Origin of the sequence: Micromonospora sp. DT46 (assembly GCF_049841735.1) — a bacterium.
Classification (GTDB): Bacteria; Actinomycetota; Actinomycetes; order Mycobacteriales; family Micromonosporaceae; genus Micromonospora; species Micromonospora reichwaldensis.
Window position 1 is genome coordinate 159,100 of the sequence record NZ_JBNCKW010000011.1, and the last position, 26,439, is coordinate 185,538.

Sequence of the window (26,439 nt, forward strand, 5' to 3'; positions counted from 1 at the left end):
GGCGCGGCGGGGCGCCTCCAACTCCCCTCCGAGCCCGCGCCACCGGACCGCCGGCCGGGACACGGCGCGACCGGCGCGGCGGGGCGTCGTGTGCCGACGGCCGCGCCGCGCGGGGCGGGGTGGCTCAGCGGGCGTGCCGACGGGGGATCTCCGCGTCGGGGCTGGGCGTCGGGCGGACCGGCCGGTAGCGGGCCAGCCAGCCGACCAGCTCCTCGGCCGGCATCGGGCGGGCGTAGAACCAGCCCTGTGCCGCGTCGCAGCCCGCCGCGTGCAGCATGCGCCAGGTGCGCTCGTCCTCGACGCCCTCGGCGACCACTCGCAGCCCGAGCGCCTTCGCCAGCTCGATCGTCGACTTGACGATCGCCGCGTCGTCGGCGTCCTCGGCCATCCCCAGCACGAAGGAGCGGTCCACCTTTACCTCGGACAGCGGCAGCCGCCGCAGGTGCTGGAGGGAGGAGTAGCCGGTGCCGAAGTCGTCCAACGAGATGCCCACGCCGATCCGGTGCAGCCGGGTGATGGTGGCCAGCACCCGACGCGGGTCGGCCATCAGGGCGCCCTCGGTGATCTCCAGTTGCAGCCGCTGCGGCGGCACGCCGTAGCGGGCGAGCCGGTCGGCGATCTGGTCGGCGATCTCCCCGGTGTGCAGGTCCCGCACGCTGACGTTGAGCGCCGCCGGCAGGCCCATTCCGGCGGCCGACCACTTGGCGAGCTGTTCCACCACGTCGTCCACCACCCGGCGGGTGAGCAGCCGCATCACCGCGCTCTGCTCGGCGACCCGGATCAGCTCCTCCGGGTCCACCATCCCCCGGCGGGGGTGCCGCCAGCGCAGCAGCGCCTCCACGCCGACCACCTCGCCGGTCGCGATGGCGACCTGCGGCTGGTAGTACATGGTGATCTCGCCCGCGTCGACGGCCGCAGCGGTGTCCGCGTCCCGCCGGCCGGCCGCGCCGTGCCGGGCACCGCGCCGGCCCGTCGGGGCCAGGTCGCCGCCGCGATCCCCCGCGCCGTCGTCGACGGGCGGCCCCTGCCGGCGTACGACCGCGGCGCCCTGCCCGCCGGGGTGCCCGGCGCCGTTGCGGCGGCCGGGACCGTCGCCCCGGTCGGGGCCGGTCTCCCCCGCCGCCATCGTCCGGCGGCGGATCGGGTCCGCGGCGGTCACGATCCGGTTGATCAGCTCGTCGCCGGGCGGCGGACCGGGCCGCTTCCGGCGGCGGCGCAGCCGCCAGCGGCCGGAGCCAGGCGTGAGGCCGGAGCCAGGCGTGAGGCCGGAGCCAGGCGTGAGGCCGGAGCCGGACGTCAGGCCGGAGCTGGGCGTGAGGCCGGCGACGTCGGCCGGGAGTTCGGCCCCGTCCCCGCCCCGCGCGCCGCCGGCCCGCCCGTCACCCGGCAGCCGGCCGCCCGGCGTCGGTCCCGCCGGGACGGCCACCGCCCCGTCGCCGCCCGGGGCGCCGGCACCGTCCCCGGCGGGCGGGGCGGTCTCGGGACGGCCCGCCTCGAGCACCCGGCGCAGGTCCGCGAGCAGGCCGAGCCGCTCGGCGGAGTTGTGGTCGGACTCGGCCGCGTAGACCGCCACGGTGTCGTTGCGGTGCTTGGCGTCGTACATCGCCACGTCGGCGTGGCGCATCAGGGTCGCGAAGTCCTCGCCGTGCTCCGGGAAGAGCGCGACGCCGATCGAGCCGCCCACGTCGAGCGGCAACCCGTCCAGCGACACCGGCTCGGCCAGCGCCCGCACCACCCGGCCGGCGAGCTCCCGGGCCTCGTCGACGTCGGCCAGGCCGGTCATCACGATGGCGAACTCGTCCCCGCCCAGCCGGGCGACCATGCCCTCGCCGACCACGTCGGTCAGCCGCGCGCTCACCTCGACCAGCAGCCGGTCCCCCACCGCGTGCCCGAGCGCGTCGTTGACGTTCTTGAACCGGTCGAGGTCGATCAGGAGCAGGGCCAGCCGGGCGGCGGGCTCGCCGCGGGCCGCCCGTTCGGAGTGCACGTGCACCTGCTCGCCGACCTCGGCCAGCAACGCCTTGCGGTTGGGCAGGCCGGTGAGCGGGTCCAGCGAGGCGAGCTGCTGCTGCTCGACGCTGAGCCGGGCCATCCGGTAGACGGCGAACAGCGGCACCAGCACCAGCGGGATCAGCGCCGCGCTGACCCGCGCCGCCGCGACCAGCACCGGAGCGAGCAGCAGCAACGAGCCGGTGGAGAGCAGCTCGAAGCCCAGCCCCTGCCGCAGGCTGGGCCACCACCGGTCGCCGAAGCGCAGCCGGACGGCCGTGCTGACCAGCGCGTAGTTGACGGCGAACCAGGCCACCGTCGCGCCGCCCACCGCCAGCACGTCCGTGCCGCGCAGCCGGCCGCCGTCGAAGATGCTGCCGGGCCCCAGCCAGGTGACCGCGTACGCGGCGCCCAGCGCTGCCGCGTACTGGGCGGCGTTGAAGGCGGTCCGCCACGGGGCGTGGCCCATCCGCCAGCCGGAGACGACGACGGCCACCGCCTGCACCAGGACCGCCGGGCCGAACCCCCAGCCGAGCAGGATGGCGAAGGTGAAGCAGGTGGACGGGAAGACCGCGGAGGTCTGCCGGCGCCCGGGCGGGACGAACGGGCGCGCGTCGCAGCCGACGGCCAGGGCCGCCATCACCCAGAACGCCACCGGCAGTCGCGGCAGTTCGGCCGAGAGGTCGAGCAGCGGGCGTACGCAGAGCACCGCCGCCAGCGCGGCCACCGACCAGACGAAGGCGAAGAACGGGCGTGCCCGGCCAGGCGGAACGGAGTTTCGCGAGTCCGCGGACTCCATCACACCTCCCGAGGGCTCTGTCCACGGGCGTGACCGGTCGCACGCCGTGCCACCAATGAAACGCCCTCCGTGTCTCAATGCCCGGCACGACAGTCGCGAATCGGTCGTAGTCGTAATTAAGTTGGTATCTCGACCGGGCGCCTCCCGCCGTCGCGGCCCGGTCGGTCGCCCCGTCCTGCCTGCCCCGCCGGGGCGGTGGCCGCCTCCGCCCGGTCGTCACTCCTCGGTGCGGGCGACCTCCCGGGCGGCCTCCGGGCCGGCGTCGAGCAGCACCCGGAAGCCGTCCTCGTCCAGCACCGGCACCTTCAGGCTGGCCGCCTTGTCGGCCTTCGAGCCGGGATTCTCACCCACCACGACGAAGGACGTCTTCTTGGAGACGGACCCGCTCACCTTGCCGCCCCGGCTCTGGATCGCCTCGGACGCCTGGTCGCGGCTGAACCCGGGCAGCGTGCCGGTCACCACGACCGTGAGCCCCTCCAGGGGACGCGGCCCCTCGTCGACCGCCTCCTCCGCCATCCGTACGCCGGCCTCGCGCCACTTGCGGACCAGCTCGCGGTGCCAGTCGACGGCGAACCACTCCCGGATGCTCGCCGCGATCGTCGGCCCGACGCCGTCGACAGAGGAGAGCTCCTCCTCGCCGGCCCGGTCGATCGCCTCGATGGAGCGGAAGTGCCGGGCGAGCGCCTGCGCGGCGGTGGGGCCGACGTGCCGGATGGACAGGCCCACCAGCACCCGCCACAGGTCGCGTTCCCTGGCCACGGCCAGGTTGTCCAGCAGCTTGACGGCGTTGCTGCCGAGCGTGCCGTCCTTGTTGACGAAGAAGGGCGAGCGCGCGAGCTGCTTCTCGTCCAACGAGAACAGGTCGCCCTCGTCGGTGATGACCTCCGCGTCGAGCAGTGCTGCCGCGCCCTTGTGGCCGAGCGCCTCGATGTCGAACACCTTGCGGCCGGCGAGGTGGTAGACCCGCTCGCGCAGCTGACCGGGGCAGGTGCGCGAGTTGGGGCAGCGGATGTCGACGTCCGCCTCCTTCGCCGGGGCGAGCGGCGTGCCGCAGGCCGGGCAGGTGGTCGGCATGACGAACGGCCGGGCGTCGGCGGGACGCAGGTCGACCACCGGGCCGAGCACCTCGGGGATCACGTCGCCGGCCTTGCGCAGCACCACGATGTCGCCGATCAGGACGCCCTTGCGTTCGACCTCCCGGGCGTTGTGCAGGGTGGCGTAGGCGACGGTGGAGCCGGCCACCTTGACCGGTTGGAGGACGGCGCGCGGCGTGACCCGGCCGGTGCGTCCGACCTCGACGTCGATGTCGAGCAGCTTCGTGTTCACCTCCTCCGGCGGATATTTGAAGGCGATCGCCCAGCGCGGCGCCCGGCTGGTCGAGCCGAGCCGACCCTGGATGGAGACCGGGTCGACCTTGACCACCACGCCGTCGATCTCGTGCTCGACGTCGTGCCGGTGCTCGGCGTAGTGGGCGATGTATTCCGCGACACCGGCCAGGTCGGGCACCACCCGCCAGCGGTCACTGGTCGGCAGCCCCCACGCCTTCAACGCCGCGTAGGACTCGGACTGCGTGACCGGCTGGAAGCCACGGCGGGCGCCGATGCCGTGCACCACCAGGCGCAGCGGCCGGGAGGCGGTGACCCGCGGGTCCTTCTGGCGCAGGCTGCCGGCGGCGGCGTTGCGCGGGTTGGCGAACGGCGGCTTGCCCTGCTCGACCAGGCCGGCGTTGAGGTCGGCGAAGGCCGCCACCGGGAAGTAGATCTCGCCCCGGACCTCGACGAACTCGGGCACGTCGCCGAACTCGGCCGACGTGGCGAGCTGGCCCGGCACGTCGCGGATGCTGCGCACGTTGGCGGTGACGTCCTCGCCGGTGCGGCCGTCGCCCCGGGTCGCCGCCCGGACCAGTCGCCCGCGCTCGTAGGTGAGGTTGATGGCGAGCCCGTCGACCTTCAGCTCGCACAGGTAGGGAACCGACCCGCCCGCGTCGCGCTCGACCCGCTCGGCCCAGGCCGCCAGCTCCTCGTCGGCGAAGGCGTTGTCGAGCGAGAGCATCCGCTCGGCGTGGGCGACGGGGGTGAAGTCGGTGGAGAAGGTGCCGCCGACCCGCTGCGTCGGCGACTCGGGGGTGCGTAGCGCCGGGAACTGCTCCTCCAGCGCCTCCAGCTCCCGCAGTTGCCGGTCGAACTCGGCGTCGGGGATGGTCGGCGCGTCCAGCACGTAGTAGCGGTACTGGTGCTCCGTCAGCTCCTGGCTGAGCGTGGCGTGCCGTTCCCGGGCGTCGGGGGTCGGTTCGGCGCCGGCCGCCGCCTCCTGTGCCGGAGTGACCTGCTGGGCAATGGTTTCCTCGGACACCGTGCGACCTCCCGTGATTCCGCTACCTCGGCACCGTATCGGTCCGGTGGGACAATCCGCCGGCCACCCGTCGCGCCCGATCGGCGCGGGGGCCCCGGCCGTGCGAGGATCGCCGGACGGCGGGGCCGCGGGGGCGGATCCGCTCCGCCGTCGAACCCGCGGCGTCCGCGCCGCGCCCACTGACCAGGCGGGGGTACGGATGCCGGAATGGCTGCTCTGGGCGGCGGTGATCGTGCTGGCCGTGGCCGCCGGCTGGGCGTGGAACGATCGGCGGCGGGGCGGCCGTGACGCCGCTCCGCGTCCGCCCCGTCGACCGGGCACCCGGCCCGGCCGCCGGAGACCGTCGGGCGGTCCCGGCCGGTCCACCGCGCCGCCCCGACCGCGTACCGCCGAGCGGTCTCCCGCCGGAGCGCCGCGTCCCGGCGAGATCTGGTGGGCCGACGTGCCGTACGCCGACGGCACCGGCTCGAAGGTGCGGCCCTGCCTGGTGCTGCGGACCGACGACGGGGGCGCCGACGTCCTGAAGATCACCAGTCAGGACAAGAGCGCCCGCGACGACCACATCCGCATCCCGACCCGCGAGTGGGACCCCGACGCCGACCACGACAGCTTCGTCGACCTGGCCGAGCCGGCGCACGTCCCGCTCGCCGACTTCTCCCGCCGTGCCGGCGACTGCGACCCCGTCCTGTGGCGTCGCATCCGCCGCCTCCCCCACCTGCCGGGCGCCTGACCCGCACCGAACGGGCGACCGTGCCGGGCGCCTGACCCGCGCCGAACGGGCGACCGTGCCGGGCGCCTGACCCGCGTTGCAGCGTGGCCGCCGGCGACGGTGACGGCCCGCTATCCCGGGCCGACCGTGCCGCCCGCCCGCCAGCCCGGGAAGCTTCGCGGGTCAGTCCCAGGCGCGGGCCAGGGTGGTGAGCTGGTCGGCGTACTCGATGCGGGCGGCCCACGGGGCGGGCCAGGCCGCCATGCCCAGCGCGGTGCCGACGAAGGCGCCGGCCAGCGCGGCGATCGAGTCGGAGTCGCCGGCGGTGGTGGCGCCCCGGGCCAGCGCCGCCACCGGGTCGTCGGCGTGCCGGATCGCGCAGAACAGGGCCGTGGCCAGCGCCTCCTCGGCGATCCAGCCCTCGCCGGTGTGCCGGCACGGGTCGCCGCCGTCGTCCGGGGCGGCCAGCGCGGCGTCGAGGCGACCGAGGACCGCGAGGCACTCGTCCCAGCCCCGGGCGATGAAGTCCTCCGGCGCGTCCACGCCGGGGCGCTGCCACAGGTCGCCGAGCCAGTCGGCGCGGTAGACCCGCCGCTGGTCGCGGGCCCGGTCGACGAGCAGCCGGGGCAGCTCCGCCAGCGCCGCGCCGTCGCGCAGCAGCCGCACCGCGTACGCGGTCAGCTCGCTGGCCGCGAGGCCGGTCGGGTGGCCGTGGGTCAGCCCCGCCTGGAGCTGGGCCAGCCCGGCGAGGGTGTCGAGGTCGACGTCGACCAGGCCGACCGGGGTGACCCGCATGTTGGCCCCGCAGCCCTTCGAGCCGGCCACCGTCGCCTCCTGCCAGCGCACCCCGCGCTCCAGTTCGGCGCAGGCCCGTAGGCAGGTCATGCCCGGCGCCCGGTTGTTCTCCGGGCTGGCCGCCCAATCGAGGAAACGCCTCCGCAGCAGCGGCTCGACCGCCTCCGGGGTCGGCGCCGGCGCGTCGTGCAGCGCCCAGCCGACCGCCAGCGCCATCTGCGTGTCGTCGGTCACCAGCGCCGGATCGCCGGCGAGGTCACGCGGGCCGGCCGGCCCGTAGCGGCGAACGATCTCGGCGACGGTCAGGAACTCGGTCGGCTTGCCCAGCGCGTCACCGTAGGCGAGGCCGAAGAGGGAGCCGGCGGCCCGCCGGAGCGAGGTGTCGATCATTCCCGCGATCATGCCGCCCGCCCGCAACCCGCACCACTCGACGCCGTCGCCGGCACCCGCCACCCGGCCGCGAGGGCGTGCCGGACCGCCCGGAGCGTGACGGGCCCGGGTCAGTCGGAGAAGACCAGGCAGAAGGGGTGACCGGCCGGGTCGGCGTAGACCCGGAAGTCGTCGCCCTCGCCGGGCAGCCGCCGCGCGCCGAGCTCCAGCACCCGCTTCTCGGCCACCTCGACGTCCGCCACCTGCACGTCCAGGTGGAACTGCTGGGGGCGCTCCGGGTCGGGCCACGTCGGCGGGCGCAGGTCGGGTGCCTTCTGGAAGGCGAGCCGGTGCCCCGAACCGGCGATCACGACCCAGCCGTCGTCGCTGGCGTCGCCGTCGAGGGGCAGGCCCAGCAGCTCCGCGTAGAAACCGGCCAGGGCCCGGGGGTCGGGGCAGTCGATGACCACGGTGCGCAGTTGTCCGATCATGTCGGCCTTCCTGCCCCGCCCGTACGACGGCAAACGTCAGTCCTCGGCGAGCCGCCGACCCGCGTCCCGGCAGGCGGCGAGCACCGCGCGCGCGTACTGCCCGGTGGCGTTGGCGAGGCCGCAGGCCGGGGTCACCACGACCTGCTCGGCAAGCTGCCGGCGGGGGAACCCGAGGCGGTCCCAGAGCTGGCGTACGCGATCGGCGACCTGCGCCGAGGTCGGCGCGCGACCGGCGGCCGACGGCGTGGTGGGCACGGCGCCGGCCAGCAGCCCGAGCCCCGCGTCGATCGCCTCGCCCAGCGGATCCAGGTCGGTGACGAGGCCGAGGTCGAGGGCCACGCCGACGGCGCCGGTCGAGCGGATCAGCTCCAGCGGCACGTTCGGCGCGCAGCAGTGCACCACGGTCGGCACCCCGGCCGCCTCGACGACCGTACGCAGCAGCGACGCGGCGACGCTCGGATCCACGGCCCGGTACGCGCCGAGCCCGCTCTCGGTGGGCACCCGCCCGGCGAGCACCGTCGGCAGCGACGGCTCGTCGAGCTGGAGCAGCACGGTGGCGCGCGGCAGCCGGCGGGCGACCGCCGCCACGTGCCCGCGCAGCCCCTCGGCGAGCGAGTTGGTGAGGTCCCGGACCGCGCCGGGATCGCGCAGCATCCGGCCGCCGATCGGCAGTTCCAGGGACGCGGCCAGGGTCAACGGGCCGCCGACCTGGATCTTGACCGGCCCCGCGTACTCCTCGGCCTGCTCGGCGAGCTGGTCGAGGTCGCGTTCCATCAGGTCGCGGGCGCGGCGCACGTCCCGTCCCGGGCGCGGCGCGATCCGCCAGCGGGCGGCGTACAGCTCCACCGGCAGCTCGACCAGCAGGCCGGCGGTCCGGCCGATGAGGTCGGCGCCGGGGCCCCGGCCCGGCAGCTCCGGCAGGTGGGGCAGGGCGGGAAGCTCGCCGAGGACGATCCGCTGCGCCTCGGCGATGTCGGTGCCGGGAAGCGAACCGATGCCGGTCGCCGCGCCGGCCGGCCAGGGCCACACCTGATCTGCCACGGCCGAAGACTATCCGGTACGCGGACGCCGGCCGCCCGGGACCGGACGGGGACGCTCTGCCGACGCCCGCGCCGGAGGCACGTTCCCGGTCCCGGTCAGCCGGCGATGGTGGCGGAGCCGAGCACGACGTCGCCGGCCGGGTCCGGCCGGTACGCCACGACGGCCTGGCCGGCGGCCACCCCACGGACGGGGCGACGCAGCTCGGCGCGCAGCCCGTCGGCCGTCAGCTCGACCGTCGCCGGCACCACGTCCCCGTGTGCCCGCAGCTGCACCTCGCACTCCAGCGGCGCGTCGGGGCGCGGGCCGCCCGTCCACACCGGACGCTCGGCGCGCACCCGGGAAACCTCCAGCGCCTCGGCCGGGCCCACGGTCACGGTGTTGGTCTTCGGCGTGATGGAGAGCACGTAGCGGGGCCGGCCGTCCGGCGCCGGACGGTCCAGGTGCAGGCCACGCCGCTGCCCGACCGTGTACGCGTACGCGCCGGTGTGGCTGCCGACCACCGCGCCGGTGGCGGCGTCCACCACCGCGCCGGGCGCCTCGCCGAGCCGCTGGGCGAGGAAGCCGCGGGTGTCCCCGTCGGCGATGAAGCAGATGTCGTGCGAGTCCGGCTTGTCGGCCACCGCCAGCCCCCGCCGCGCGGCCTCCTCGCGGACCTGCGCCTTCGTCGAGTCCCCGAGCGGGAAGATCGACCGGTCCAGCTGCTCGCGGGTGAGCACCGCCAGCACGTACGACTGGTCCTTGGGCAGGTCGACGCTGCGGCGCAGCAGGCCGTCGGCGCCGAGCCGGGCGTGGTGGCCGGTGACCACGGCGTCGAAGCCCAGGGCCACGGCCCGGTCCAGCACCGCGGCGAACTTGATCTTCTCGTTGCAGCGCAGGCAGGGATTGGGCGTACGGCCGGCCGCGTACTCGGCGACGAAGTCGTCGACCACGTCCTCGTGGAACCGGTCGGCCATGTCCCAGACGTAGAACGGGATGCCGATGACGTCGGCGGCCCGCCGGGCGTCCCGGGAGTCCTCCAGCGTGCAGCAGCCGCGCGCGCCGGTGCGATAGGTCTGCGGGTTGCGGGCCAGCGCCAGGTGCACGCCGGTCACGTCGTGTCCCGCCTCGACGGCCCGCGCCGCCGCGACCGCCGAGTCGACCCCGCCCGACATCGCCGCCAACACCCTCACCGGCTCACTCCCTTCGCCCCACCGACCCTATCCCCGCCCCATCCCCACCCACCCACCCCGCCCACCCACCCCGCCGCTCCCCCACCCACCCGCCCTCCCCGTCCTCCCGCCCGCCTCGTCGATCATGGAGTTGTGGTGGTGGGCGAATGCCGCGAAAGGTCACGGTTCGGGCGCCACAACTGCATGATCGGCCCACGGGTGGGGCGGGGGTGGGAGGGAGGGGCGGGCATCAGCGGGGGGTGCGGAGGGCGGCGGCGCGGCGGGCGCGCTCGACGGCGGCCGGGAGGGCGGCGATGAGGGCGTCGACGTCGGCGGGGGTGCTGGTGTGGCCGAGGGTGAAGCGCAGCGAGGAGCGGGCGCGGTCGTCGTCGGCGCCCATGGCGAGCAGCACGTGTGAGGGCTGGGCCACCCCGGCGGAGCAGGCGGAGCCGGTCGAACAGGCGATGCCCTGCGCGTCCAGCAGGAGCAGCAGGGCGTCGCCCTCGCAGCCGGGGAAGGAGAAGTGCGCGTTGCCCGGCAGCCGGTCGGTCGGGTCGCCGTTAAAGACGACCTCGGGCACCGCGTGCCGGACCCGCTCCACCAGGTCGTCGCGGAGCGCGGCGACGCGGGCCGCGTACTCCTGCTGGCCCTTGACCGCCGACTCCACCGCGACCGCGAAGGCCACGATGCCGGCGGTGTCGAGGGTGCCGGAGCGCACGTCGCGCTCCTGGCCGCCGCCGTGCAGCAGCGGGGTGGCCGACACGTCGCGGGCGAGCAGCAGGGCACCGACCCCGGCGGGACCGCCGAGCTTGTGCCCGGTGACGGTCAGCGCGGCGATCCCGGCGGCGGAGAAGTCGACAGGCACCTGCCCGACCGCCTGGATCGCGTCGGTGTGGAACGGCACCCCGTGCTCGGCGGCGACCGCGGCCAGCTCGGCGACCGGCTGCACGGTGCCGACCTCGTTGTTGGCCCACATCGCGGTCACCACCGCGACCCTGTCGCCATGGGCGGCCATCTCGGCGCGCAGTTCGTCGGGGCTGAGCCGGCCGGCGGCGTCGACGGAGAGCCAGCCCACGCCGGCCCCCTCGTGGTCGACGAGCCAGTCCACCACGTCGAGCACGGCGTGGTGCTCGACGGCGCTGGAGACCACTCGGTCCCGCCGGGGGTCGGCGGACCGGCGGGCCCAGAAGATGCCCTTCACCGCGAGGTTGTCGCTCTCGGTCCCGCCGCCGGTGAAGACGACCTCGGAGGGCCGGGCGCCCAGCGCGGCGGCCACCCGCTCCCGCGACTCCTCCACCCGTCGCCGGGCGCGGCGGCCCGCCGCGTGCAGTGAGGACGCGTTGCCGACCTCGCGGGCGGTGGCGACGTACGCCTCCAGTGCCTCGTCGAGCATCGGAGTGGTCGCCGCGTGATCCAGGTAAGCCATCACGGTTCAGCCTACGACCGCAGCCGGACCCGGCGGAGGCCGGAGTAGGCCGTGCGGGGCCGGGGCGGGAGGCGTGCGCTCCCGTCCCGGCCCGCGCCCGCGTGGAACCGGCGATCCGGTCAGGCCGGCACGGCGGTGACCACGATGTTGTCGCGGTACCGGCGTGCCTCGGCGTCGAACGGCCCGCCGCAGGTGATCAGGGTCAGCCGGGGCTTGCCGTCCCGGGCGAAGTAGCGGTCGAGGGGGATCTTCGTCTTCCGGTACTCCTCCCGGGCGACGACCCGGTACTCCCTGCGGACGCCGTCGCCGCCGGCGGCGGTGAGGGTGTCGCCGCGGTCCAGCTCGCGGAGCCGGAAGAAGGCGCCCTCGCCCTGGGTGGCGCTGTCCACGTGCCCGGCGACGACCACCGACCCGGCCTGCGCCTCCAGCCCGGGGCCGTGGCGGTACCAGCCGATCCGGTCCACGCTGGGCGGCACCTCGAACTCGCCGGTCGCGCCGTTGACGCCCACCGCGTCGACCGTGGCGGTGACGTCGATGGCGGGGATGACCAGCCGTACGGGCGGGACGGTCCGCGTACCGCCGGGCAGCCCGCCCCGGGTGACCGGCACCGACGGGCCGGCGGCCGGCGGGCTCGCAGTGGCGCCGGCCAGGTCGGCGGCCTCGGTCGCCCCGACGTCCCCGGCCGGCCGGGAGCCGCAGGCGACCACGGTCGCGACGGTGAGCGCGGCGACGCCGGCGGCAACGGCCGCCAGCGCCCCGCGGTGGCGCACCGTCACCGGCGACCGGTCCGGGCGGTGGCCACCCGTGCCCCGCCGCCGACCAGGAGCAGCACGCCGGCGCCGGTCAGCACGTACCACCAGGTGTCCACGCCGGTGCCGGCCCGGCCGCCGTCGCCGCTGGGCACGCCGGCCGGGGCCGAGTGCAGGCCGGTGATGGTCTGCGCCACGACGTCGAGGTTCTTCGCCTCGGCCGAGCCGATGGCGTACACGATCGTCGCGGTGCCCTCCTTGAGGTCGAGGTCCGCCGGCCCGATCGCCACGGTGTCGGTGCCGGCGAGCACCACGTCCGCCTTGACGGCGCCCGCGTCGACGTCGCCCTTGGCCTCGTTCGGGTTGGTCAGGTCCTCGAAGACGGGGGTGCCGCCAGCGCGCACGTCCACCGCCGGGGCGGCGGCGGTGTGCCGGACGATCAGCCGGGCCTTGCCGGCGGCCACCTTGCCGGTGTCGTTGACGAACGGCGTGATCTTCGGCTTGCCGGCGGCGTCGAGGTGGGCGGCGAGGCTGATGTTGGCGCCGCCCGGCACCGCGGCGTCGTCGACGCTGAGGATGGCCTGGGCGATCGGCTCGCCGGGCTTGGTGAGGGCGATGTCGTACGCGCCCTCCTCGAGGTTCAGCGGGCCGGCCACGTCGCCGGGCTTGAAGTTGTCCAGCGTCTTCTCGCCGTTGACGTACACGTCGACCGGGGTGTCCGGGATGCCGTGCACGACGGAGACCTTGGACGTGGCGGCGTACGCCGGGGTGGCGGTGAGGGCGCCGGCTCCGGCGAACGTCAGCGCGGCGACCGCGCCGCCCGCGGCGACCCGACGGAAGTACGAGAGCTGCATGTCTGCCTCCTGATGATTGGTGCTGGTTCGTCAGGCCTGGTGTGCAAAACGAGTTACGCCCGGTCCACCGCCGCCGGATGCGACCGGAGGCAACTTCTTTTCGCCCGGCGGAGCCGCATCCGAGAGCCGCCCGCGGAGCGAAGAGCTGCTGAGACCAGACCGACCGGAGGTGGGGGCGATGGCTGTGGGAGCTACAGTCGGGCATGCCCCCTGGAAGGCGAGCCGCCCTGTGACAGCGGCACGGCAGGAGCCGTACCCACCCGAGGACGACCTCGCCGCCCGCTTCCGTGCGGGCGACGAACGGGCACTGCGGGAGGCGTACGACCGGTACGGCCGGGCGGTCCTGCACCTGGCCACCAGCACGCTGGCCAACCGCAGCGACGCGGAGGACGTGACCCAGACCACCTTCGTCGCCGCCTGGCTGGGGCGGGAGACCTTCGACCCGGCCAAGGGTTCGCTGGTCGGCTGGCTGCTCGGCATCGGCCGCCGCAAGGTGGTCGACCGGCTGCGAGCCTCCGCGCGGGAGACCCGGGTGGTCGATACGGTCCGGCAGCTGCCGGAGTCGGCGCCGACCGGCCCGGATCCGGACACGGTGGTCGACCGGCTGGTGGTCGCCGACGAGCTGGCCCGACTGCCCGACGACCAGCGGCGGATGCTGGAGTTGGCGTTCTTCGACGACCTGACCCACCAGCAGATCGCGACGGTGACCGGGGTGCCGCTCGGCACGGTCAAGAGTCACATCCGGCGCGGCATGGCGAGCTTGAAACGCAGATGGGAGGTGGACGGTGCCGCACCTGGACCACGACCGGCTGGTCTTCCTGGCGCTCGGTGAGACCGAGGCGGACGCCGGAGAGAACACCCACCTCGACACCTGCGCGCACTGCCGGGCCGAGATGGAGACCCTCCGGCACGTGGCCGGCCTCGGCGCCGACGCCCAGGGCCTGCACGACCTGCCCGATCCGCCGGAGCACGTCTGGCAGGGCATCGTCACGGAGATCCGCGCGGCGCAGACCCTCCCGGCGCTGCCCGGGCCGCGCGCCGAACGGTCGCCCGACGAGCGCCCCTCGGGCGAACGGCCGTCCGACCGGTCGGGCGGGGTGCTCCTCGCGCCGAGGCGTGGGCGCTGGTCGCGCTGGGCCGTGACCGCCGCGACGGCGGTGGCCGCCGCCGCGATCGGGGTCGTCGGCACCGTCGCCGTGCTCGACGCGACCGGGTCGACGCCGGAGCCCGCCCCGCAGCGGGTGGTGCTGGCCAGCGCGCCGCTGAAGGCGTACGGGGAGACGCCGCCGGACGCCAACGGCAAGGCCCGGGTCTTCGACGACGGCCGGCTGCACCTGCACCTGGCGAATCTCCCGGACGTCCCGGGGTACTACGAGGTGTGGCTCATCGACCCGCGGACCATGAAGATGTTCTCGGTCGGCGTGCTCGGCGACGCGACGGACGAGTTGCTGCCGTTGCCGCCGAACGTGGACCTTGAGGCATACTCGGTTGTCGACGTCTCCGCCGAGACGTACGACAACAACACCGCCCACTCCGGCAAGAGCCTGGTGAGGGGCACCCTGACGGGCTGATCGGCGGGCCGGCTCAGCTCCCCGGCCCGCCGATCAGCTCCCATCGCCGGCCCCGGCCGGCGGTTCCCGCGGGCTCAGCCCCCGATGGTTCGGTGCCCATCCTCTGGCCGCCAGTCGCGTCTGGGGCCAGCTTGCGGCGGCTCGTTCCGCCGGCCGGAGAAACGGCGAGGGCCGGAAACCGTCGCCACGGTTCCCGGCCCTCACTCGGACGGACGTCAGCTCACTTGCGCTTGCGGATCTCGTCCGCGGCCTGCGGGACGATCTTGAACAGGTCGCCCACCACACCGAAGTCGGCCAGCTCGAAGATCGGCGCCTCGCCGTCCTTGTTGACCGCGACGATCGTCTTCGACGTCTGCATACCGGCCCGGTGCTGAATCGCACCCGAGATACCGAGCGCCACGTAGAGCTGCGGGGACACCGTCTTGCCGGTCTGACCCACCTGGAACTGGTGCGGGTAGTAGCCGGAGTCGACAGCCGCGCGCGACGCCCCCACGGCGCCGCCGAGCAGGTCGGCCAGCTCCTCGACCAGCTTGAAGTTGTCGGCGTTACCCACACCACGACCACCGGAGACCACGATCCCGGCCTCGGTCAGCTCCGGACGGGAGCCCTTCTGCTCGGCGACCCGGTCGACGACCTTGGCCAGCTTGTCGGTGTCCGTCACCGCGACGGTGAGCTGCTCGACGGCCGGGGTGGCCGCCGCCGGGGTCGGGTTCACCGAGTTCGGCCGGACCGTCACCAGCGGCAGGCCGCGGGTGACCTTGGACTTGACGATCGTGGAACCGGCGAAGGCCACCTGCGTGGCCGTGCCGTCAGCGGCCAGGCCGACCACGTCGGTCAGGATGCCGTTGTCCAACTTGACCGCCAGCCGGGCGGCGATCTCCTTGCCCTCCTGCGACGACGCCAACAGCACCGCGGCCGGCTGCACGCGGGTGACCAGCTCGGCCACCACGGTCGCCTTCGGGGCCACCAGGTAGCCGTCGATCTCCTCGCTCTCGGCCGCGTAGATCTTCTCCGCGCCGTACTCACCCAACTTGGCGCTCAACGCCTCCGCGGCACCGGGGCCACCGAGCACGACCGCGCTCGCCGTGCCCAACTCGCGGGCGAGGGTGAGCATCTCCAGGGTGACCTTCTTGACGCCGAACTCCCGAGTGGCTTCGACGACGACCAGAACCTCAGACATGACCCCAACCCCTCACACGAACTTCTCGGTGGCGAGGAACTCGACCAGCTTCACGCCGCCGTCGCCCTCGTCGGTGACCTTTGCCCCACCGGAACGCGGCGGACGCTTGGTGTGCTCCAGCACGGCGCTGGTCGCGCCCTCGAAGCCCACCTCGGCCGGGGCGACGCCGAGGTCACCCAGGGAGAGCGTCTGCACCGGCTTCTTCTTGGCGGCCATGATGCCCTTGAAGGACGGGTAGCGCGGCTCGTTGATGGTGTCCCAGACGGAGACCACGGCGGGCGCGGTGGCGGTGACCACCTCGTAGCCCTCCTCGGTCTGCCGCTCCACGGTCAGGGTCGAGCCGTCCACGGTGAGCTTGCGGGCGCCGGTCAGCGCCGCGATGCCCAGCCGCTCGGCGAGCATGTGCGGCAGGACCTGCACCCGGCCGTCGGTCGACTCGCTGCCACACAACACCAGATCGGCGTTCAACTGACCGAGCGCGGCAGCGAGGACCTTCGACGTCGCCACGGCGCAGGACCCGTGCAGGGCGTCGTCCACCACGTGCACGGCCTTGTCCGGACCCATGGACAGCGCCTTACGGATCGACTCGGTCGCCCGGTCCGGACCCATGGTCAGGACGGTCACCTCGCCCCCGTGCGCCTCCTTGATCTTCAACGCCTCCTCGATGGCGTACTCGTCCATCTCGTTGATCACGTTGTTCGCCGAACCGCGGTCGACGGTGTTGTCGTCAGCACGCAGGCTGCGGTCCGCGCCCGAATCGGGCACCTGCTTGACGAGTACGACGATGTTCATCGCGCTTCGACGACCCTCCTGTTGGTGTTGCGATCGCTCGCCCGGTCTGGGGCGCAGCCTCGCGCGTCCGTTGACGCCGGTCAACCGCGCGGTGCTGTGCAGTTGCCCACGGCGCAATGTTACCTGCCAGTAGCATCCGCCTCCGGCAACCTCAGGGTGACACAGCTCACGAACGGCCCTGCGGGCGGGTAATCTGACGAATCGGGAGGTGTCACGAAATGTCAGAAAAGGCCAGCGAAGGTCGTCCCGACGTCCCGCGGCACCGCTGCCGCCGAACGCGGCCCGAGGCGTACCGGTGCGCCTGCGGCCGGCTCCGCGACCGCTGCGTCCGGGCCACCGTCCGGGCGCTCTGGTCGCCCGACCCGGCTCACGCCGGCTGATCGAGCGCGTCCCGGATCCGCTCGATGACCGCCGCCTCGGCCGGGGCCACCCCCCGGTGCGCGGCGGCCACCCGCTCGGCAGCGGACAGCACGACCTCGCGGTAGCCCGCCACGTCCCCGGGCGACTTCTCCCGCAGGATCCGCACGGAACTGCCCAGCGCCGGCAGCACCACCGCCTCGATCTCCAGCGCCGAGTCCCGGGGCAACTTCGGCAGCGGACCGCTGGTCAGCGCCTCCTTCACCACCCCGCTGCTGTCGGCCATCGCACCGGAGGCGGCGAAGCTCTCCCGGAACAGGGCGAGCATCCCCGGATCCGCGTTGGCCACCAGGAACACCGCCCCGAACGCGCCCGTCTTGAGGGTCAGCCGTTCCTCGGCCGTCAACCGCTGCTCCATGATCACGGAGTGTAGACGTACGGGGTGGTGGTCGTGACCGGGACGAGACCGAGCCGCTCCAGGATCGGCCGGCTGTCGTCGGACGCGTCCACCTGCAACAACGTCCGGCCGCGCTGGGCCGCCAGCCGGGCCCGATGGCCGACCAGCGCGCGGTAGATGCCCCGGCGGCGCCACGGCGCCAGCGTCGAACCGCCCCACAGCGTGGCGAACCCCGTCCCCGGCACGTACCGCACCCAACCCGCGCTCACCACCTCGTCGCCCGCCTCGGCCACCACCACGGTGATCGACTGCGGGTCGGCGGCGATCTCCTTCTCCAGGGCGATCGCCAGGTGACTGCGGTCGGAGTTCCAGACCGTCTCCTCCATCGCCACGATCCGGTCCAGGTCCGCCCGGGCGGTCACCTCGCGCAGGCGTACGCCCTCGGGGACGACCGGAAGCGCGGCGGCGAGCGGCGCGACCAGCCCGACCACCACGGTCTCCCGCTCCTCCGGCACGAATCCCGCCGCGCGCAGCCGGTCCGGCAGGTCCGCCGGCTCGTCGTGGCCGTGCAGCTTCCACTCGACCGACTCGCCGCGCGCCCGGAAGATCTCCACCTGCCGGGCGATCAGCGCGTCCAGCGCCGCGCCACTGAGCCCGCCGAGGTCACGGTAGGTGAGGAAACCGCCGTGGTCGAGGCCGAGGATGCGGAACAGCGGGCCGTCCCGTTCCACCGCCACCCCGGCCGGCAACGGGTCGGGCACCAGCGCCCGCAACTGGTCGTCGTAGGTCTTCCGCAGCGTCGTCACGTCAAGATCCGTCACCGCACCAGGCTACGACCGGACGGAAACGGATAATAGCCACGTGTGGCAGGCGATCAGGCGATGGTTCGACCCGCGCGAACTGCGCGCGGTCGGCAGCACCCCCGACTACCGGTTCTCGCTGGCCAACGAGCGGACCTTCCTGGCCTGGCTGCGTACCGGGCTGGCGCTGGTCGCGGGTGGGCTGGCCGCCGCGCAGTTCCTGCCGCCGCTGCCGCTGGCGCACCTGCGCGAGGCGATCGCCGTCGCACTGCTGCTGCTCGGCGGCACGGTCGCCGTGCGGGCGGTCGACCACTGGGCGCGTACGGAGCGGGCCATCCGGCTCGGCGAGGAACTGCCCGCCTCGCGCTTCCCGGCGGTGCTCGCCCTCGCCGTCGGCCTCGGCGCGCTGCTGCTGGTCGCGGCCGTGCTGGCCCGGGCGGTCGGCGGCCCGTGAGCCACCAGACGGAGCCGCCACGGCGGGACCGGCCCGCGCGCGATCCCGGGCTGCAACCCGAGCGGACCCGGCTGGCCTGGCGGCGTACGGCGCTGGCGCTGACCGTGATCATGGTGCTGACCGTGCGGCTCGCGCTCACCGGCCCGGCCGCCGACGGGACGCTCGGCGCGCTGGTCGCCGGGGTCGCCGTGCTGGGCTGGGGCGCGGCACTGGCGGTCTGCTGGCGGCGGGCCACCGGCACCGGTCCGTTCCCCGGCTACGGGCGGTCGCTGCCCCTGGTCGCCCTCGCCACGGCCGGCTTCGCGCTGCTCGGCACCCTCCTGGCGGCGAGCGGCCTGGGTTGACGGGGCCCGGTGCGCCATGATTGACGCATGGCCCGGTTCTACGTCCTCCTCTTCGTCGTGCAGATCGTCCTCGCCGTCTGCGCGCTGATCAGCTGCCTCTCCGCCGAGGAGGGCGAGATCAAAGCCCTGCCCCGGATCGCCTGGGTGCTGATCATCCTGTTCTTCCCGCTGCTCGGCTCCCTCGCCTGGTTCGCCGCCGGGCGCGAGCGCGTCCCCGGGCAGCTCGCCGGCGGAACGCCGAAGGGCCGGCTCCTACCGCCCCGGGAGCGGCCCCGCCCGGTCGCCCCCGACGACGACCCCGAGTTCCTCCGCTCGCTCGGCGAGCGTTCCCGGCGCGAGGACGGCGAGCTGTTCCGCCGCTGGGAGGAGGACCTGCGCCGCCGCGAGGACGAGATGCGCCGCCGCGACGGCGAGCCGCCGCGCGAGGAGGACCGGCCCGAGGGGTCCACGCCCGCGTCCTGAGCCCCGCCGTCGCCGGCCTCCCGACGACGGCAGCGGGCCCGGCTCAGGCCAGGTTCGACGAGCGGGGGTACGCGTCGGCCGGGTCGGTGAGCACGTTGACCAGGTACGGCACGCCGGCGTCGAACGCCCGCCGCAGCGCCGGGCCGAGGTCGCCCGCCTTCGCCACCGTCTCGCCGGCCCCGCCGAGGGCACTCACGACGTGGTCGTAGCGCAGCTCCGGCTGGAGGTCGGCGGCGACGTCGTAGCCGTACATGGCGCGCATCGGGTGCTTCTCCAGCCCCCAGATGCCGTTGTTGCCGACCACGATCACCACCGGCAGCTTCTGCCGGGCGAGGGACTCCACGTCCATCAGCGAGAAGCCGGCCGCGCCGTCGCCCATGAGGACACAGATCTGCCGGTCGGGGTGGCTGACCCGGGCGCCCATCGCGTAGCCCATGCCGGTGCCCAGGCAGCCGTACGGGCCGGGGTCGAGCCAGGTGCCGGGCTGCGCGGGCTCCAGGTAGCGGCCGGCGTACGAGACGAAGTCGCCGCCGTCGCCGATGGTGATGGCGTCGCGGGCCAGCACCTTGCGCAGCTCGCCGTAGACCCGGGCGGGCCGGATCGGGTCCGTCTCGGCGGACATCTCCTCGGCGTCGCGGGCCTTCGCGGCGTCCTCGGTGGTACGCAGCTCGGCGATCCAGTCGGCGTGGTCGGCCCGGTCGCCCGGGTGGTCGGCCAGGGCGGTGAGGATCAGCCGGAGGTCGCCGGCGGGGGCGGCGGCCGGCTGCACGTGCGCGGCCCGCTGGCTGGGCGCGTCGACGATGTGCACCACCTGGGCGTCGCCGAAGTCGCCGAAGCTGAGCCGGAAGTCGAGGGGGGTGCCGATCACCACGACCACGTCGGCGCCCCGCAGCGCCACGCGACGGGCCTTGGCGAAGGCGAGCGGGTGCTCCGGCGGCAGCGCGCCCCGGCCCATCCCGTTGGTGAAGACCGGCACCTGGAGCGACTCGGCGGCGGCCCGCAGAGCGTCGACCGCGTCCCCGGCATAGACGTCGGAGCCGGCGATGATCACCGGGCGGCTCGCGGCGGCGACCAAGCCGGCCGCCTTCGCCACCTCGTCGGGGTCGGGCTCGACCGGCGCGATGCCCGGCAGCGCGGGCAGCTCGGCGTCGGAGACCGAGAAGACCGCCTCGAGGGGGAAGTCGAGGAAGACCGGGCCCCGGTGCGGGGTGAGCGCGGCGGTCAGCGCCGCGGTCACCGCGCGCGGGATGTCGTCAGGGCTGAACACCGTCTCGGCGTGCTTGGTGACGGGGGCGACCAGCGGCAGGTGGTCCATCTCCTGGAGGCTGCCCGAGCCCCAGCGGAACTGCGGGGCCCGGCCGCCCAGCACCAGCACCGGGGAGGCGTTGAAGTACGCGCTCGTCAGCCCCGAGATGCCGTTGGTGACGCCGGGGCCGGCGGTGAGCACGGCGAGGCCGGGTCGGCGCTGGAGCTTCGCCACCGCCTCGGCGGCGAAGACCGCCGACTGCTCGTGCCGTACGTCGTAGAGGGGGAAGCCGGTCTTGTGCGCGGCGTCGTAGAGCGGAAAGACGTGCCCGCCGGAGAGGGTGAACATCTCCCGCACCCCGTACGCACGCAGCGCCGCGAGTGCGAGCTCCCCGCCGTGACCTTCGATCCGCTCCGTCATCGCCGCTCTTCCCTTCGTCCGCATGGCCGGAGTCACACGCTACTCACCGGTAGGCGGAATGTGAACAGTTCTCGACTCGATGCCTGGGCCGGCGGGTCACCCCGCCGGCCCGGGGCCGGTCAACGACCGGTGAAGTCCGGCTTGCGCTTCGCCACGAACGCCGCCATGCCCTCTCGCCGGTCGTCGGTGGCGAACAGCGCCGCGAAGAGCTGGCTCTCCCAGGCCAGGCCGGAGTTCAGGTCCATGTCCAGACCGGCGTCGACGGCGAGCTTGGCGGCGCGCAGGGCCTGCCCCGGGCCGGTGAGGTACGGGCGGACCAGCTCGACCGCGGTGTCGTAGACCTCGGCCGCCGGCGCGACCCGGTCGGCCAGGCCGATCCGCAGGGCCTCCTGGGCGTCGACCATCCGGCCGGACATGATCAGGTCCTTGGCACGGGCCGGGCCGACCAGGCGGGCCAGCCGCTGGGTGCCGCCCGCGCCGGGGATGATGCCGAGCTTGATCTCCGGCTGCCCGAGCTTGGCGTCCTCGGCCACCACCCGCCAGTCGCATGCCAACGCCAGCTCGCAGCCGCCGCCGAGGGCGTAGCCGGTGATCGCGGCGACGACCGGCTTGGGGATCCGGGAGATCGCGCCGAGCGCGCTGGACAGGCCGGCCGCCCGGTCCGCCATGTCCACGTAGGACATGTCGGCCATCTCCTTGATGTCCGCGCCGGCCGCGAAGACCTTCTCCCCGCCGTACACGATGACGGCACGGACGCCCGGGTCGGTGGTGGCCGCCGCGGCGGCGGCGCGCAACTCCTCCTGCACCTGGGTGTTCAGGGCGTTCATCGGCGGCCGCTCCAGCCGGATGGTGCCGATGCCGTCCTTGGTCTCCAACCGCACGAACTCGCCCACGCTGGCCCTCACTTCCTCGTCGAAGTCGCGTGCCAACCTTACGGCCCGGATCGTTGGGGTAAGTACTGTGGTCTCAGGCCCGCCACCGGGAGTACCGCCATGATCACGTACTACGACGACAGGTCCGTGCAGGTCACCTCGACCGCCGTCCGGGTGGACGGCCGGACCTTCCGGCTGGCCGACATCAGCATGGTCTGGCACCAACGCGGCAGCCGGTCCTGGCGGGTGCTCGTCGGACGCGGCGCGATCGGCGCGGCGCTCGCCGGCCCCCTGGTCGCCGCCGCCCTCGGCATCGCGCTGGCGCTCTGGCTGGACCGCTCCCTCACCGTCACCATCGCCATCGTCGGCACCTCGGTGCTGATCGGGCTCGCGGTCGGCCCGGTCGCCGACTTCCTCTTCGAGCACCTCGACCGCTCGTACGCCCGGGGCAGCCGGCAGCTGGAGATCTGGGCCCGCTGGCGCGGCCAGCCGGTGCGTCTGCTGTGCACCGGCGACGCGCTGCGCTTCGGCCAGATCTACCGGGCGGTGCAGCGGGCCGTCGAGGCGGGCCAGCCCGTGTCGCCCCGCCGCCGCTAGAACCTGATCGGCCCGTCCGGCAGCATGCCCAGGCCGCGCAGCAGTCCGAACAGGTCCTGCTCGCCCCAGAACTGCACGATCCGGCCACCGGCCAGCCGGTACATCTTGCAGGCGCTCTGCACCGCCGTCGCGCCGGTGGCGTCCCGCCGGTAGGTCTGCGCCAGCGACACCACCACGCGGTCGCCAGCCGCGAAGATCTCGACGATCTCCTGATCGAGCACCGTCAGCCCCGGCGAGGTGACAGCCCCCTCGACGTGCTGCCGCCCCCGGACCGGCGTGCCGGAACCGTAGATCAGCACGTCCTCGTCGACCACCGCGCGCAACTCCGCCAGGTCCTTCGTGACGAAGGTCCGCAGGTAGCGGCGGACCACCTCGACGTTGCGCTCCTGCTCCGTCATGACCGGTCACGGTACCGCCCCGGGCCGTCCTTGGCGGCCCGGGCCGCCAGGGACGTCCGGGCCGCCAGGGACGACGCGCTGGCGACGCGGGCCTTGAGGCCCCTCGTCGGGCAAGATGGCCTGCCGCCCGCGCTGTCGAGCTGCCCCGCCCGACGGGGCAGGCGCGCCAGTCGGCCCCCGGCTCGCACGCCCCGGGCGGTCCCATGAACGGGGCAGCTCGACAGCTGCCCGGCCGTGGCCGGCTCCGGGGACCAACTCCGGGGTCGCTCGGACACCCTTGCGGTGACGTTCCAACGCCTTGCCGTTGGCGCCGGTCCGGAGAACGGATCGAGGCGGATCCAGGCGCACCCGTCGCGCGGCAGCGGCGGATGCGCCTCGCGCGTCCTTTCGAGCTGATGACGTGAACGACTCAGCCGGTCCGGCATCGGGACGAGCGCCAGCGACCCAGAGGGCGATGTCATAGACGATTCAGCTCCATAGGGCCGACGCGACACCATCTCCGCCCGACATGACCCCGCCGGGCACCACCTCCGCCCGGCGCGACCCGCCCGACGCCACCTCCGCCGGAGCGGGCGGCGCGAGCGGCGCGAGCGGCGCGACCCGCCCCGCAGTGGTTAGGCTTAGTGATGACCATCTATTACCGGGACGACGCGGTGCAGGTGACGTCGGAGTCGATCCGGGCCGGGGGCCACGCCGTGGCGATCGCCGACGTGACGTACGTCTGGCATGCGCAGGGGCCGAAGACGCTGGCGGTACGGGGGCGGGTGCTGGGGCGCGGCGTCCTGGTCCTGCTCCTCTCGCTGCCTCCCCTGGTCGCGGTGGTCTGCGTGCTCTCGCTGGCCTGGTCGGCGCAGGACCGGGGCGAGTGGCAGCTGGCGCTGATCATTCTTGCCGCGTGCGTGGTCGGCGCGCTGGCCCTCGCCCCCTTCCTGGAGATCCCGCTCGGCTGGCTCGACCGCTCCTACGAGCGGGGCAGCAAGGTGCACGAGCTCTGGGTCCAGCACCACGGCCGGGAGGTGCTGCTGCTGCGCACCCCGGACGCGCTGCGGTTCGGGCAGATCTACCGGGCGGTGCAGCGCGCGGTCGAGCAGTACACCGACTCCTGACCCCGCTCCCGCCGCCCTGTCCGGCGGTGCGGGCGCGGGCGACGCACACTTGGTGCCATGGTGATTCCCCTCCCCCGGCCCGCCGCGGTCGTCGGTCTGACCCGCTCCGCCCTCGACCAGGCCCTCGGCTCGGCGGCCTCGTTCGCCGCCGTGCCGGCCCGCGCGTTCGCCGTGCTGGACTCGGTGGAGGCCCTGCTGAAGCGGGTCGACGGCGTGGTGGACCGCGTCGACGGTGTGGTGGACCGGATCGAGCAGACCCTCGACCGCACCGACCGGGTGCTCACCGACGCCGAGGGCGCGGTACGGGAGGTGGCCGTCATCAGCGCCGCCGCGACCACCGCGATCGAGACGGCCACCGAGGTGGCGGCCGCCGCGGCCGTCGTGGTCGGCGAGGCGGAGAAGGTGTCCCGTACGGCCGGCGCGGTGGTCGCCGAGGCCGACGCGGTGGCCGTACGGGCCGCCGGCACCGTGGGCACCGCAGCGGAGGCGGCGGCCACCGCCGCGGAGCTGCTGACGGCGTACGAGCCGGCGCTGCGCCGGGGCGCTCCGATGGCGAACCGCTTCGTCGAGCAGCTCAGCCACGAGGAGGTGAACGCCGCGATCCGGCTCGTCGACGAGCTGCCGAAGCTCAAGCAGCACCTGACCGCGGACATCCTGCCGATTCTGGCCACCCTGGACCGGGTCGGCCCGGACCTGCACGACCTGCTCGACGTCACCCGCGACCTGAAGCTCGCCGTCGCCGGCATCCCCGGGCTGGGCATGCTCCGCCGCCGGGGCGAGAAGCTCACCGACGACGCCGAGGCGTGACCGCCGCGCACCGTCGCGGATCGTCGCGCTGATCCTGTCGGACGGACTCCCCCGGGTGGTGGGTCGACCGGATCAGGCGGGGACGTACAGCTCGTCGATCTCGGCCCGGGTGGGCAGCGCGACGGAGGCGCCGAGTCGGCGGGCGCAGGCCGCCCCGGCCGCCGCCGCCCAGCGCACCGCGTCGACCACGTCCCGGCCCTCGCCCCAGGCCACGGCGAGCGCGGCGGTGAAGGCGTCCCCGGCGGCCGTGGAGTCCACCACGTCGACCTTGACCGCCGGCACGTGCACGGCGGTGCCGTCCCGGTCCCCGTACCAGGCGCCCTCCGCGCCGAGGGTGAGCACCGCCCGGGGCGCCAGGTCGAGCAGAGCCGACGGCTCGTCCCGGCCGCGCCCGGTGAGCGCCTGTGCCTCGGTCTCGTTGACCACCAGCAGGTCGGTCGCCGCCAGCAGCTCCGGCGGCACCGGCACGGCCGGGGCGGCGTTGAGCACCACCCGGGTGCCGGCCGCCCGGGCGACGACGGCCGCCTCGGTCACCGTCGCGACCGGGATCTCCAGCTGCGCGAGCAGCACGTCCGCCCCGCGTACGGCGGTCAGCTCGGGCTCGGTCAGGCCGGTCATCGAGGCGTTGGCCCCCGGGCTGACCAGGATCGCGTTCTCGCCCTCGGCGTTGACCATCACCAGCGCCACGCCCGACGTGCCGTACGTCGTGCGGAGCTGCCCGGTGTCGACCCCGGCGGCGGTGATCCGCGCCCGCAGGGTGACGCCGAACGAGTCGGAGCCGATCGCCCCGAGGAACGCGCAGGAGGCGCCGGCCCGGGCGGCGGCGACGGCCTGGTTGGCGCCCTTGCCGCCGGGCACCATGACGAAGTCGGTGCCGAGCAGGGTCTCCCCCGGTCGGGGCAGGGCGGGGGCGGTGCCCACCAGGTCCATGTTGGCGCTGCCCACCACGACGACCCGGGTCTGCCGCATCGCCACCTCCTCGCCGCCGGGTTGCGCTGCGGCGAAGTCTAGGACCCCGGCCGGTGGCTGTCGTCCGGGCCGGGGCGTCGGTCAGGCGGCGCGGGCGGTGAACCGGTCGCCGGAGCGCTCGACCACCAGCGGCAGCCCGAAGGTCTTGGAGAGGTTGTCCCCGGTCAGCGTGTCGTCGAGGAGCCCCTGCGCCACCACGCCGCCCTCGCGCAGCAGCAGCGCGTGGGTGAAGCCGGGCGGGATCTCCTCCACGTGGTGGGTCACCAGCACCAGCGCCGGGGCGTCCGGGTCGTACGCCAGCTCGGCCAGCCGGGCGACCAGGTCCTCGCGCCCGCCCAGGTCGAGCCCGGCGGCGGGCTCGTCGAGCAGCAGCAGCTCCGGGTCCGTCATCAGCGCGCGGGCGATCTGCACCCGCTTGCGTTCCCCCTCGGAGAGGGTGCCGTAGGCGCGTTCGGCGAGGCCGCCGATGCCGAGCTGACCCAGCAGGGCGCGGGCCCGGGCCTCGTCGCTGCTGTCGTAGCTCTCCCGCCAGCGACCGAGCACCGACCAGGCGGCCGTGACGACGACGTCGCTGACCCGCTCCTCGGCGGGCACCCGCTCGGCGAGGGCGGCGGTGGAGAGCCCGATGCGGGTCCGCAGCTCGTTGACGTCGGTGCGGCCGATCCGCTCGCCGAGCACGTGGGCGGTGCCGGTGGTCGGGTGCAGCCGCCCGGCGGCGAGGTTGAGCAGGGTCGTCTTTCCCGCGCCGTTCGGCCCGAGCACAACCCAGCGCTCGTCCAACTCGACCCGCCAGTCGACGTCGTGCAGCAGTGCCGTGCCAGCCCGGCGTACGCCGACGCCGTCGAGGCTGACCACCAGATCCTCGTCCCCAGTCACCCGACCATCCAACCACGCAACGCGGGGCGCCCCCCACGGGCGGCGCCCCGGCCATAGGGTGGGGCGCCG

The 26,439-nt window shown here is 74.7% G+C and carries 27 protein-coding genes; 9 read left to right on the plus strand and 18 right to left on the minus strand.

The features are described from left to right. Positions 1–124: 124 nt before the first annotated feature. Both ACLQ20_RS27755 and ligA read right to left on the minus strand, forming a co-directional pair. The gene (locus tag ACLQ20_RS27755; protein WP_425858049.1) at positions 125–2,788 is read right to left on the minus strand and encodes an EAL domain-containing protein; all 2,664 of its coding nucleotides are present in this window, start codon (positions 2,786–2,788) and stop codon (positions 125–127) included. Between the two features lie 216 nt (positions 2,789–3,004). Beyond that, positions 3,005–5,140: an NAD-dependent DNA ligase LigA gene (gene ligA, locus ACLQ20_RS27760; protein ID WP_327030718.1), complete on the minus strand. Its 2,136-nt coding sequence runs from the start codon at positions 5,138–5,140 to the stop codon at positions 3,005–3,007. Between the two features lie 199 nt (positions 5,141–5,339). On the opposite strand from ligA, the gene ACLQ20_RS27765 reads away from it, so the two are divergent. Then, positions 5,340–5,870, plus strand: coding sequence for a type II toxin-antitoxin system PemK/MazF family toxin (locus tag ACLQ20_RS27765; RefSeq protein ID WP_151456950.1), 531 nt, complete (start codon positions 5,340–5,342; stop codon positions 5,868–5,870). Between the two features lie 162 nt (positions 5,871–6,032). Here ACLQ20_RS27765 and ACLQ20_RS27770 read toward each other — a convergent pair whose 3' ends face one another. The 7 genes from ACLQ20_RS27770 to ACLQ20_RS27800 all read right to left on the minus strand — a co-directional run bounded on the left by ACLQ20_RS27770 (position 6,033) and on the right by ACLQ20_RS27800 (position 12,722). Beyond that, a complete protein-coding gene (locus tag ACLQ20_RS27770; protein WP_425858050.1) occupies positions 6,033–7,034 on the minus strand; it encodes an ADP-ribosylglycohydrolase family protein in 1,002 nt (333 codons plus the stop codon). Positions 7,035–7,144: 110 nt separating this feature from the next. Beyond that, complete coding sequence (locus ACLQ20_RS27775; protein WP_151456952.1) at positions 7,145–7,504, minus strand: VOC family protein; 360 nt, start codon at positions 7,502–7,504, stop codon at positions 7,145–7,147. Between the two features lie 36 nt (positions 7,505–7,540). Further along, positions 7,541–8,545 carry a methionine synthase gene (locus tag ACLQ20_RS27780; protein WP_151456953.1) on the minus strand — a complete coding sequence of 335 codons (1,005 nt, stop codon included), beginning with the start codon at positions 8,543–8,545 and terminating at the stop codon, positions 7,541–7,543. Between the two features lie 95 nt (positions 8,546–8,640). Further along, entirely contained in the window at positions 8,641–9,714 is a 1,074-nt protein-coding gene (mnmA, locus tag ACLQ20_RS27785) for a tRNA 2-thiouridine(34) synthase MnmA (RefSeq protein WP_425858051.1), read from the minus strand. 229 nt (positions 9,715–9,943) lie between these two features. Next, on the minus strand, positions 9,944–11,119 hold the full coding sequence (locus ACLQ20_RS27790) for a cysteine desulfurase family protein (protein WP_425858052.1): 1,176 nt from the start codon (positions 11,117–11,119) through the stop codon (positions 9,944–9,946). Between the two features lie 119 nt (positions 11,120–11,238). After that, positions 11,239–11,895, minus strand: coding sequence for a class F sortase (locus ACLQ20_RS27795; protein WP_425858053.1), 657 nt, complete (start codon positions 11,893–11,895; stop codon positions 11,239–11,241). Then, entirely contained in the window at positions 11,892–12,722 is an 831-nt protein-coding gene (locus ACLQ20_RS27800; RefSeq protein ID WP_358122707.1) for a DUF4397 domain-containing protein, read from the minus strand. Before ACLQ20_RS27800 ends, ACLQ20_RS27795 begins: the two co-directional genes overlap by 4 nt. Positions 12,723–12,951: 229 nt before the next feature. On the opposite strand from ACLQ20_RS27800, the gene ACLQ20_RS27805 reads away from it, so the two are divergent. Both ACLQ20_RS27805 and ACLQ20_RS27810 read left to right on the plus strand, forming a co-directional pair. Continuing rightward, positions 12,952–13,554, plus strand: a complete 603-nt coding sequence (locus ACLQ20_RS27805; RefSeq protein ID WP_151457463.1) for an RNA polymerase sigma factor — start codon at positions 12,952–12,954, stop codon at positions 13,552–13,554. After that, on the plus strand, positions 13,508–14,293 hold the full coding sequence (locus ACLQ20_RS27810; RefSeq protein WP_425858054.1) for an anti-sigma factor: 786 nt from the start codon (positions 13,508–13,510) through the stop codon (positions 14,291–14,293). Before ACLQ20_RS27805 ends, ACLQ20_RS27810 begins: the two co-directional genes overlap by 47 nt. Before the next feature lie 220 nt (positions 14,294–14,513). Here the strand turns inward: ACLQ20_RS27810 and ACLQ20_RS27815 are convergent, their stop codons facing one another. From ACLQ20_RS27815 to ACLQ20_RS27830, 4 genes are all read right to left on the minus strand, one after another. After that, positions 14,514–15,473, minus strand: coding sequence for an electron transfer flavoprotein subunit alpha/FixB family protein (locus ACLQ20_RS27815; protein WP_425858055.1), 960 nt, complete (start codon positions 15,471–15,473; stop codon positions 14,514–14,516). A gap of 12 nt (positions 15,474–15,485) precedes the next feature. After that, the gene (locus ACLQ20_RS27820) at positions 15,486–16,265 is read right to left on the minus strand and encodes an electron transfer flavoprotein subunit beta/FixA family protein (RefSeq protein ID WP_425858056.1); all 780 of its coding nucleotides are present in this window, start codon (positions 16,263–16,265) and stop codon (positions 15,486–15,488) included. Between the two features lie 367 nt (positions 16,266–16,632). Beyond that, positions 16,633–17,040: a hypothetical protein gene (locus ACLQ20_RS27825; protein ID WP_151455617.1), complete on the minus strand. Its 408-nt coding sequence runs from the start codon at positions 17,038–17,040 to the stop codon at positions 16,633–16,635. A gap of 2 nt (positions 17,041–17,042) precedes the next feature. Next, complete coding sequence (locus ACLQ20_RS27830; protein WP_425858057.1) at positions 17,043–17,840, minus strand: GNAT family N-acetyltransferase; 798 nt, start codon at positions 17,838–17,840, stop codon at positions 17,043–17,045. A 40-nt stretch (positions 17,841–17,880) separates the two neighbouring features. Between ACLQ20_RS27830 and ACLQ20_RS27835 the strand changes: the two genes are divergently transcribed. The 3 genes from ACLQ20_RS27835 to ACLQ20_RS27845 are packed head-to-tail and all read left to right on the plus strand — an operon-like array spanning position 17,881 to position 19,079. Beyond that, positions 17,881–18,273, plus strand: coding sequence for a YidH family protein (locus ACLQ20_RS27835; protein WP_151455619.1), 393 nt, complete (start codon positions 17,881–17,883; stop codon positions 18,271–18,273). Further along, positions 18,270–18,617: a DUF202 domain-containing protein gene (locus ACLQ20_RS27840; protein WP_327030711.1), complete on the plus strand. Its 348-nt coding sequence runs from the start codon at positions 18,270–18,272 to the stop codon at positions 18,615–18,617. The genes ACLQ20_RS27835 and ACLQ20_RS27840 overlap by 4 nt, the downstream gene beginning before the upstream one ends. 27 nt (positions 18,618–18,644) lie before the next feature. Then, complete coding sequence (locus ACLQ20_RS27845; RefSeq protein WP_327030710.1) at positions 18,645–19,079, plus strand: PLD nuclease N-terminal domain-containing protein; 435 nt, start codon at positions 18,645–18,647, stop codon at positions 19,077–19,079. A gap of 43 nt (positions 19,080–19,122) precedes the next feature. Here the strand turns inward: ACLQ20_RS27845 and ACLQ20_RS27850 are convergent, their stop codons facing one another. Further along, positions 19,123–20,745, minus strand: coding sequence for an acetolactate synthase (locus tag ACLQ20_RS27850; RefSeq protein ID WP_425858058.1), 1,623 nt, complete (start codon positions 20,743–20,745; stop codon positions 19,123–19,125). A gap of 119 nt (positions 20,746–20,864) precedes the next feature. Next, positions 20,865–21,638 carry an enoyl-CoA hydratase/isomerase family protein gene (locus ACLQ20_RS27855; RefSeq protein ID WP_327030708.1) on the minus strand — a complete coding sequence of 258 codons (774 nt, stop codon included), beginning with the start codon at positions 21,636–21,638 and terminating at the stop codon, positions 20,865–20,867. A gap of 99 nt (positions 21,639–21,737) precedes the next feature. On the opposite strand from ACLQ20_RS27855, the gene ACLQ20_RS27860 reads away from it, so the two are divergent. Beyond that, positions 21,738–22,214: a DUF6232 family protein gene (locus tag ACLQ20_RS27860; protein WP_151455623.1), complete on the plus strand. Its 477-nt coding sequence runs from the start codon at positions 21,738–21,740 to the stop codon at positions 22,212–22,214. Here ACLQ20_RS27860 and ACLQ20_RS27865 read toward each other — a convergent pair. Beyond that, complete coding sequence (locus tag ACLQ20_RS27865) at positions 22,211–22,612, minus strand: nuclear transport factor 2 family protein (RefSeq protein ID WP_225852309.1); 402 nt, start codon at positions 22,610–22,612, stop codon at positions 22,211–22,213. The genes ACLQ20_RS27860 and ACLQ20_RS27865 overlap by 4 nt on opposite strands. Before the next feature lie 626 nt (positions 22,613–23,238). Between ACLQ20_RS27865 and ACLQ20_RS27870 the strand changes: the two genes are divergently transcribed. Together ACLQ20_RS27870 and ACLQ20_RS27875 are read left to right on the plus strand one after the other, a co-directional pair. Further along, on the plus strand, positions 23,239–23,718 hold the full coding sequence (locus tag ACLQ20_RS27870; protein WP_132240829.1) for a DUF6232 family protein: 480 nt from the start codon (positions 23,239–23,241) through the stop codon (positions 23,716–23,718). Between the two features lie 57 nt (positions 23,719–23,775). Continuing rightward, positions 23,776–24,525, plus strand: coding sequence for a hypothetical protein (locus ACLQ20_RS27875; protein ID WP_425858059.1), 750 nt, complete (start codon positions 23,776–23,778; stop codon positions 24,523–24,525). 72 nt (positions 24,526–24,597) lie between these two features. Here ACLQ20_RS27875 and ACLQ20_RS27880 read toward each other — a convergent pair whose 3' ends face one another. Beyond that, positions 24,598–25,494, minus strand: a complete 897-nt coding sequence (locus ACLQ20_RS27880) for a ribokinase (RefSeq protein ID WP_327030707.1) — start codon at positions 25,492–25,494, stop codon at positions 24,598–24,600. A gap of 81 nt (positions 25,495–25,575) precedes the next feature. Beyond that, positions 25,576–26,370 carry an ABC transporter ATP-binding protein gene (locus ACLQ20_RS27885; protein WP_327030706.1) on the minus strand — a complete coding sequence of 265 codons (795 nt, stop codon included), beginning with the start codon at positions 26,368–26,370 and terminating at the stop codon, positions 25,576–25,578. Positions 26,371–26,439 lie beyond the last annotated feature (69 nt).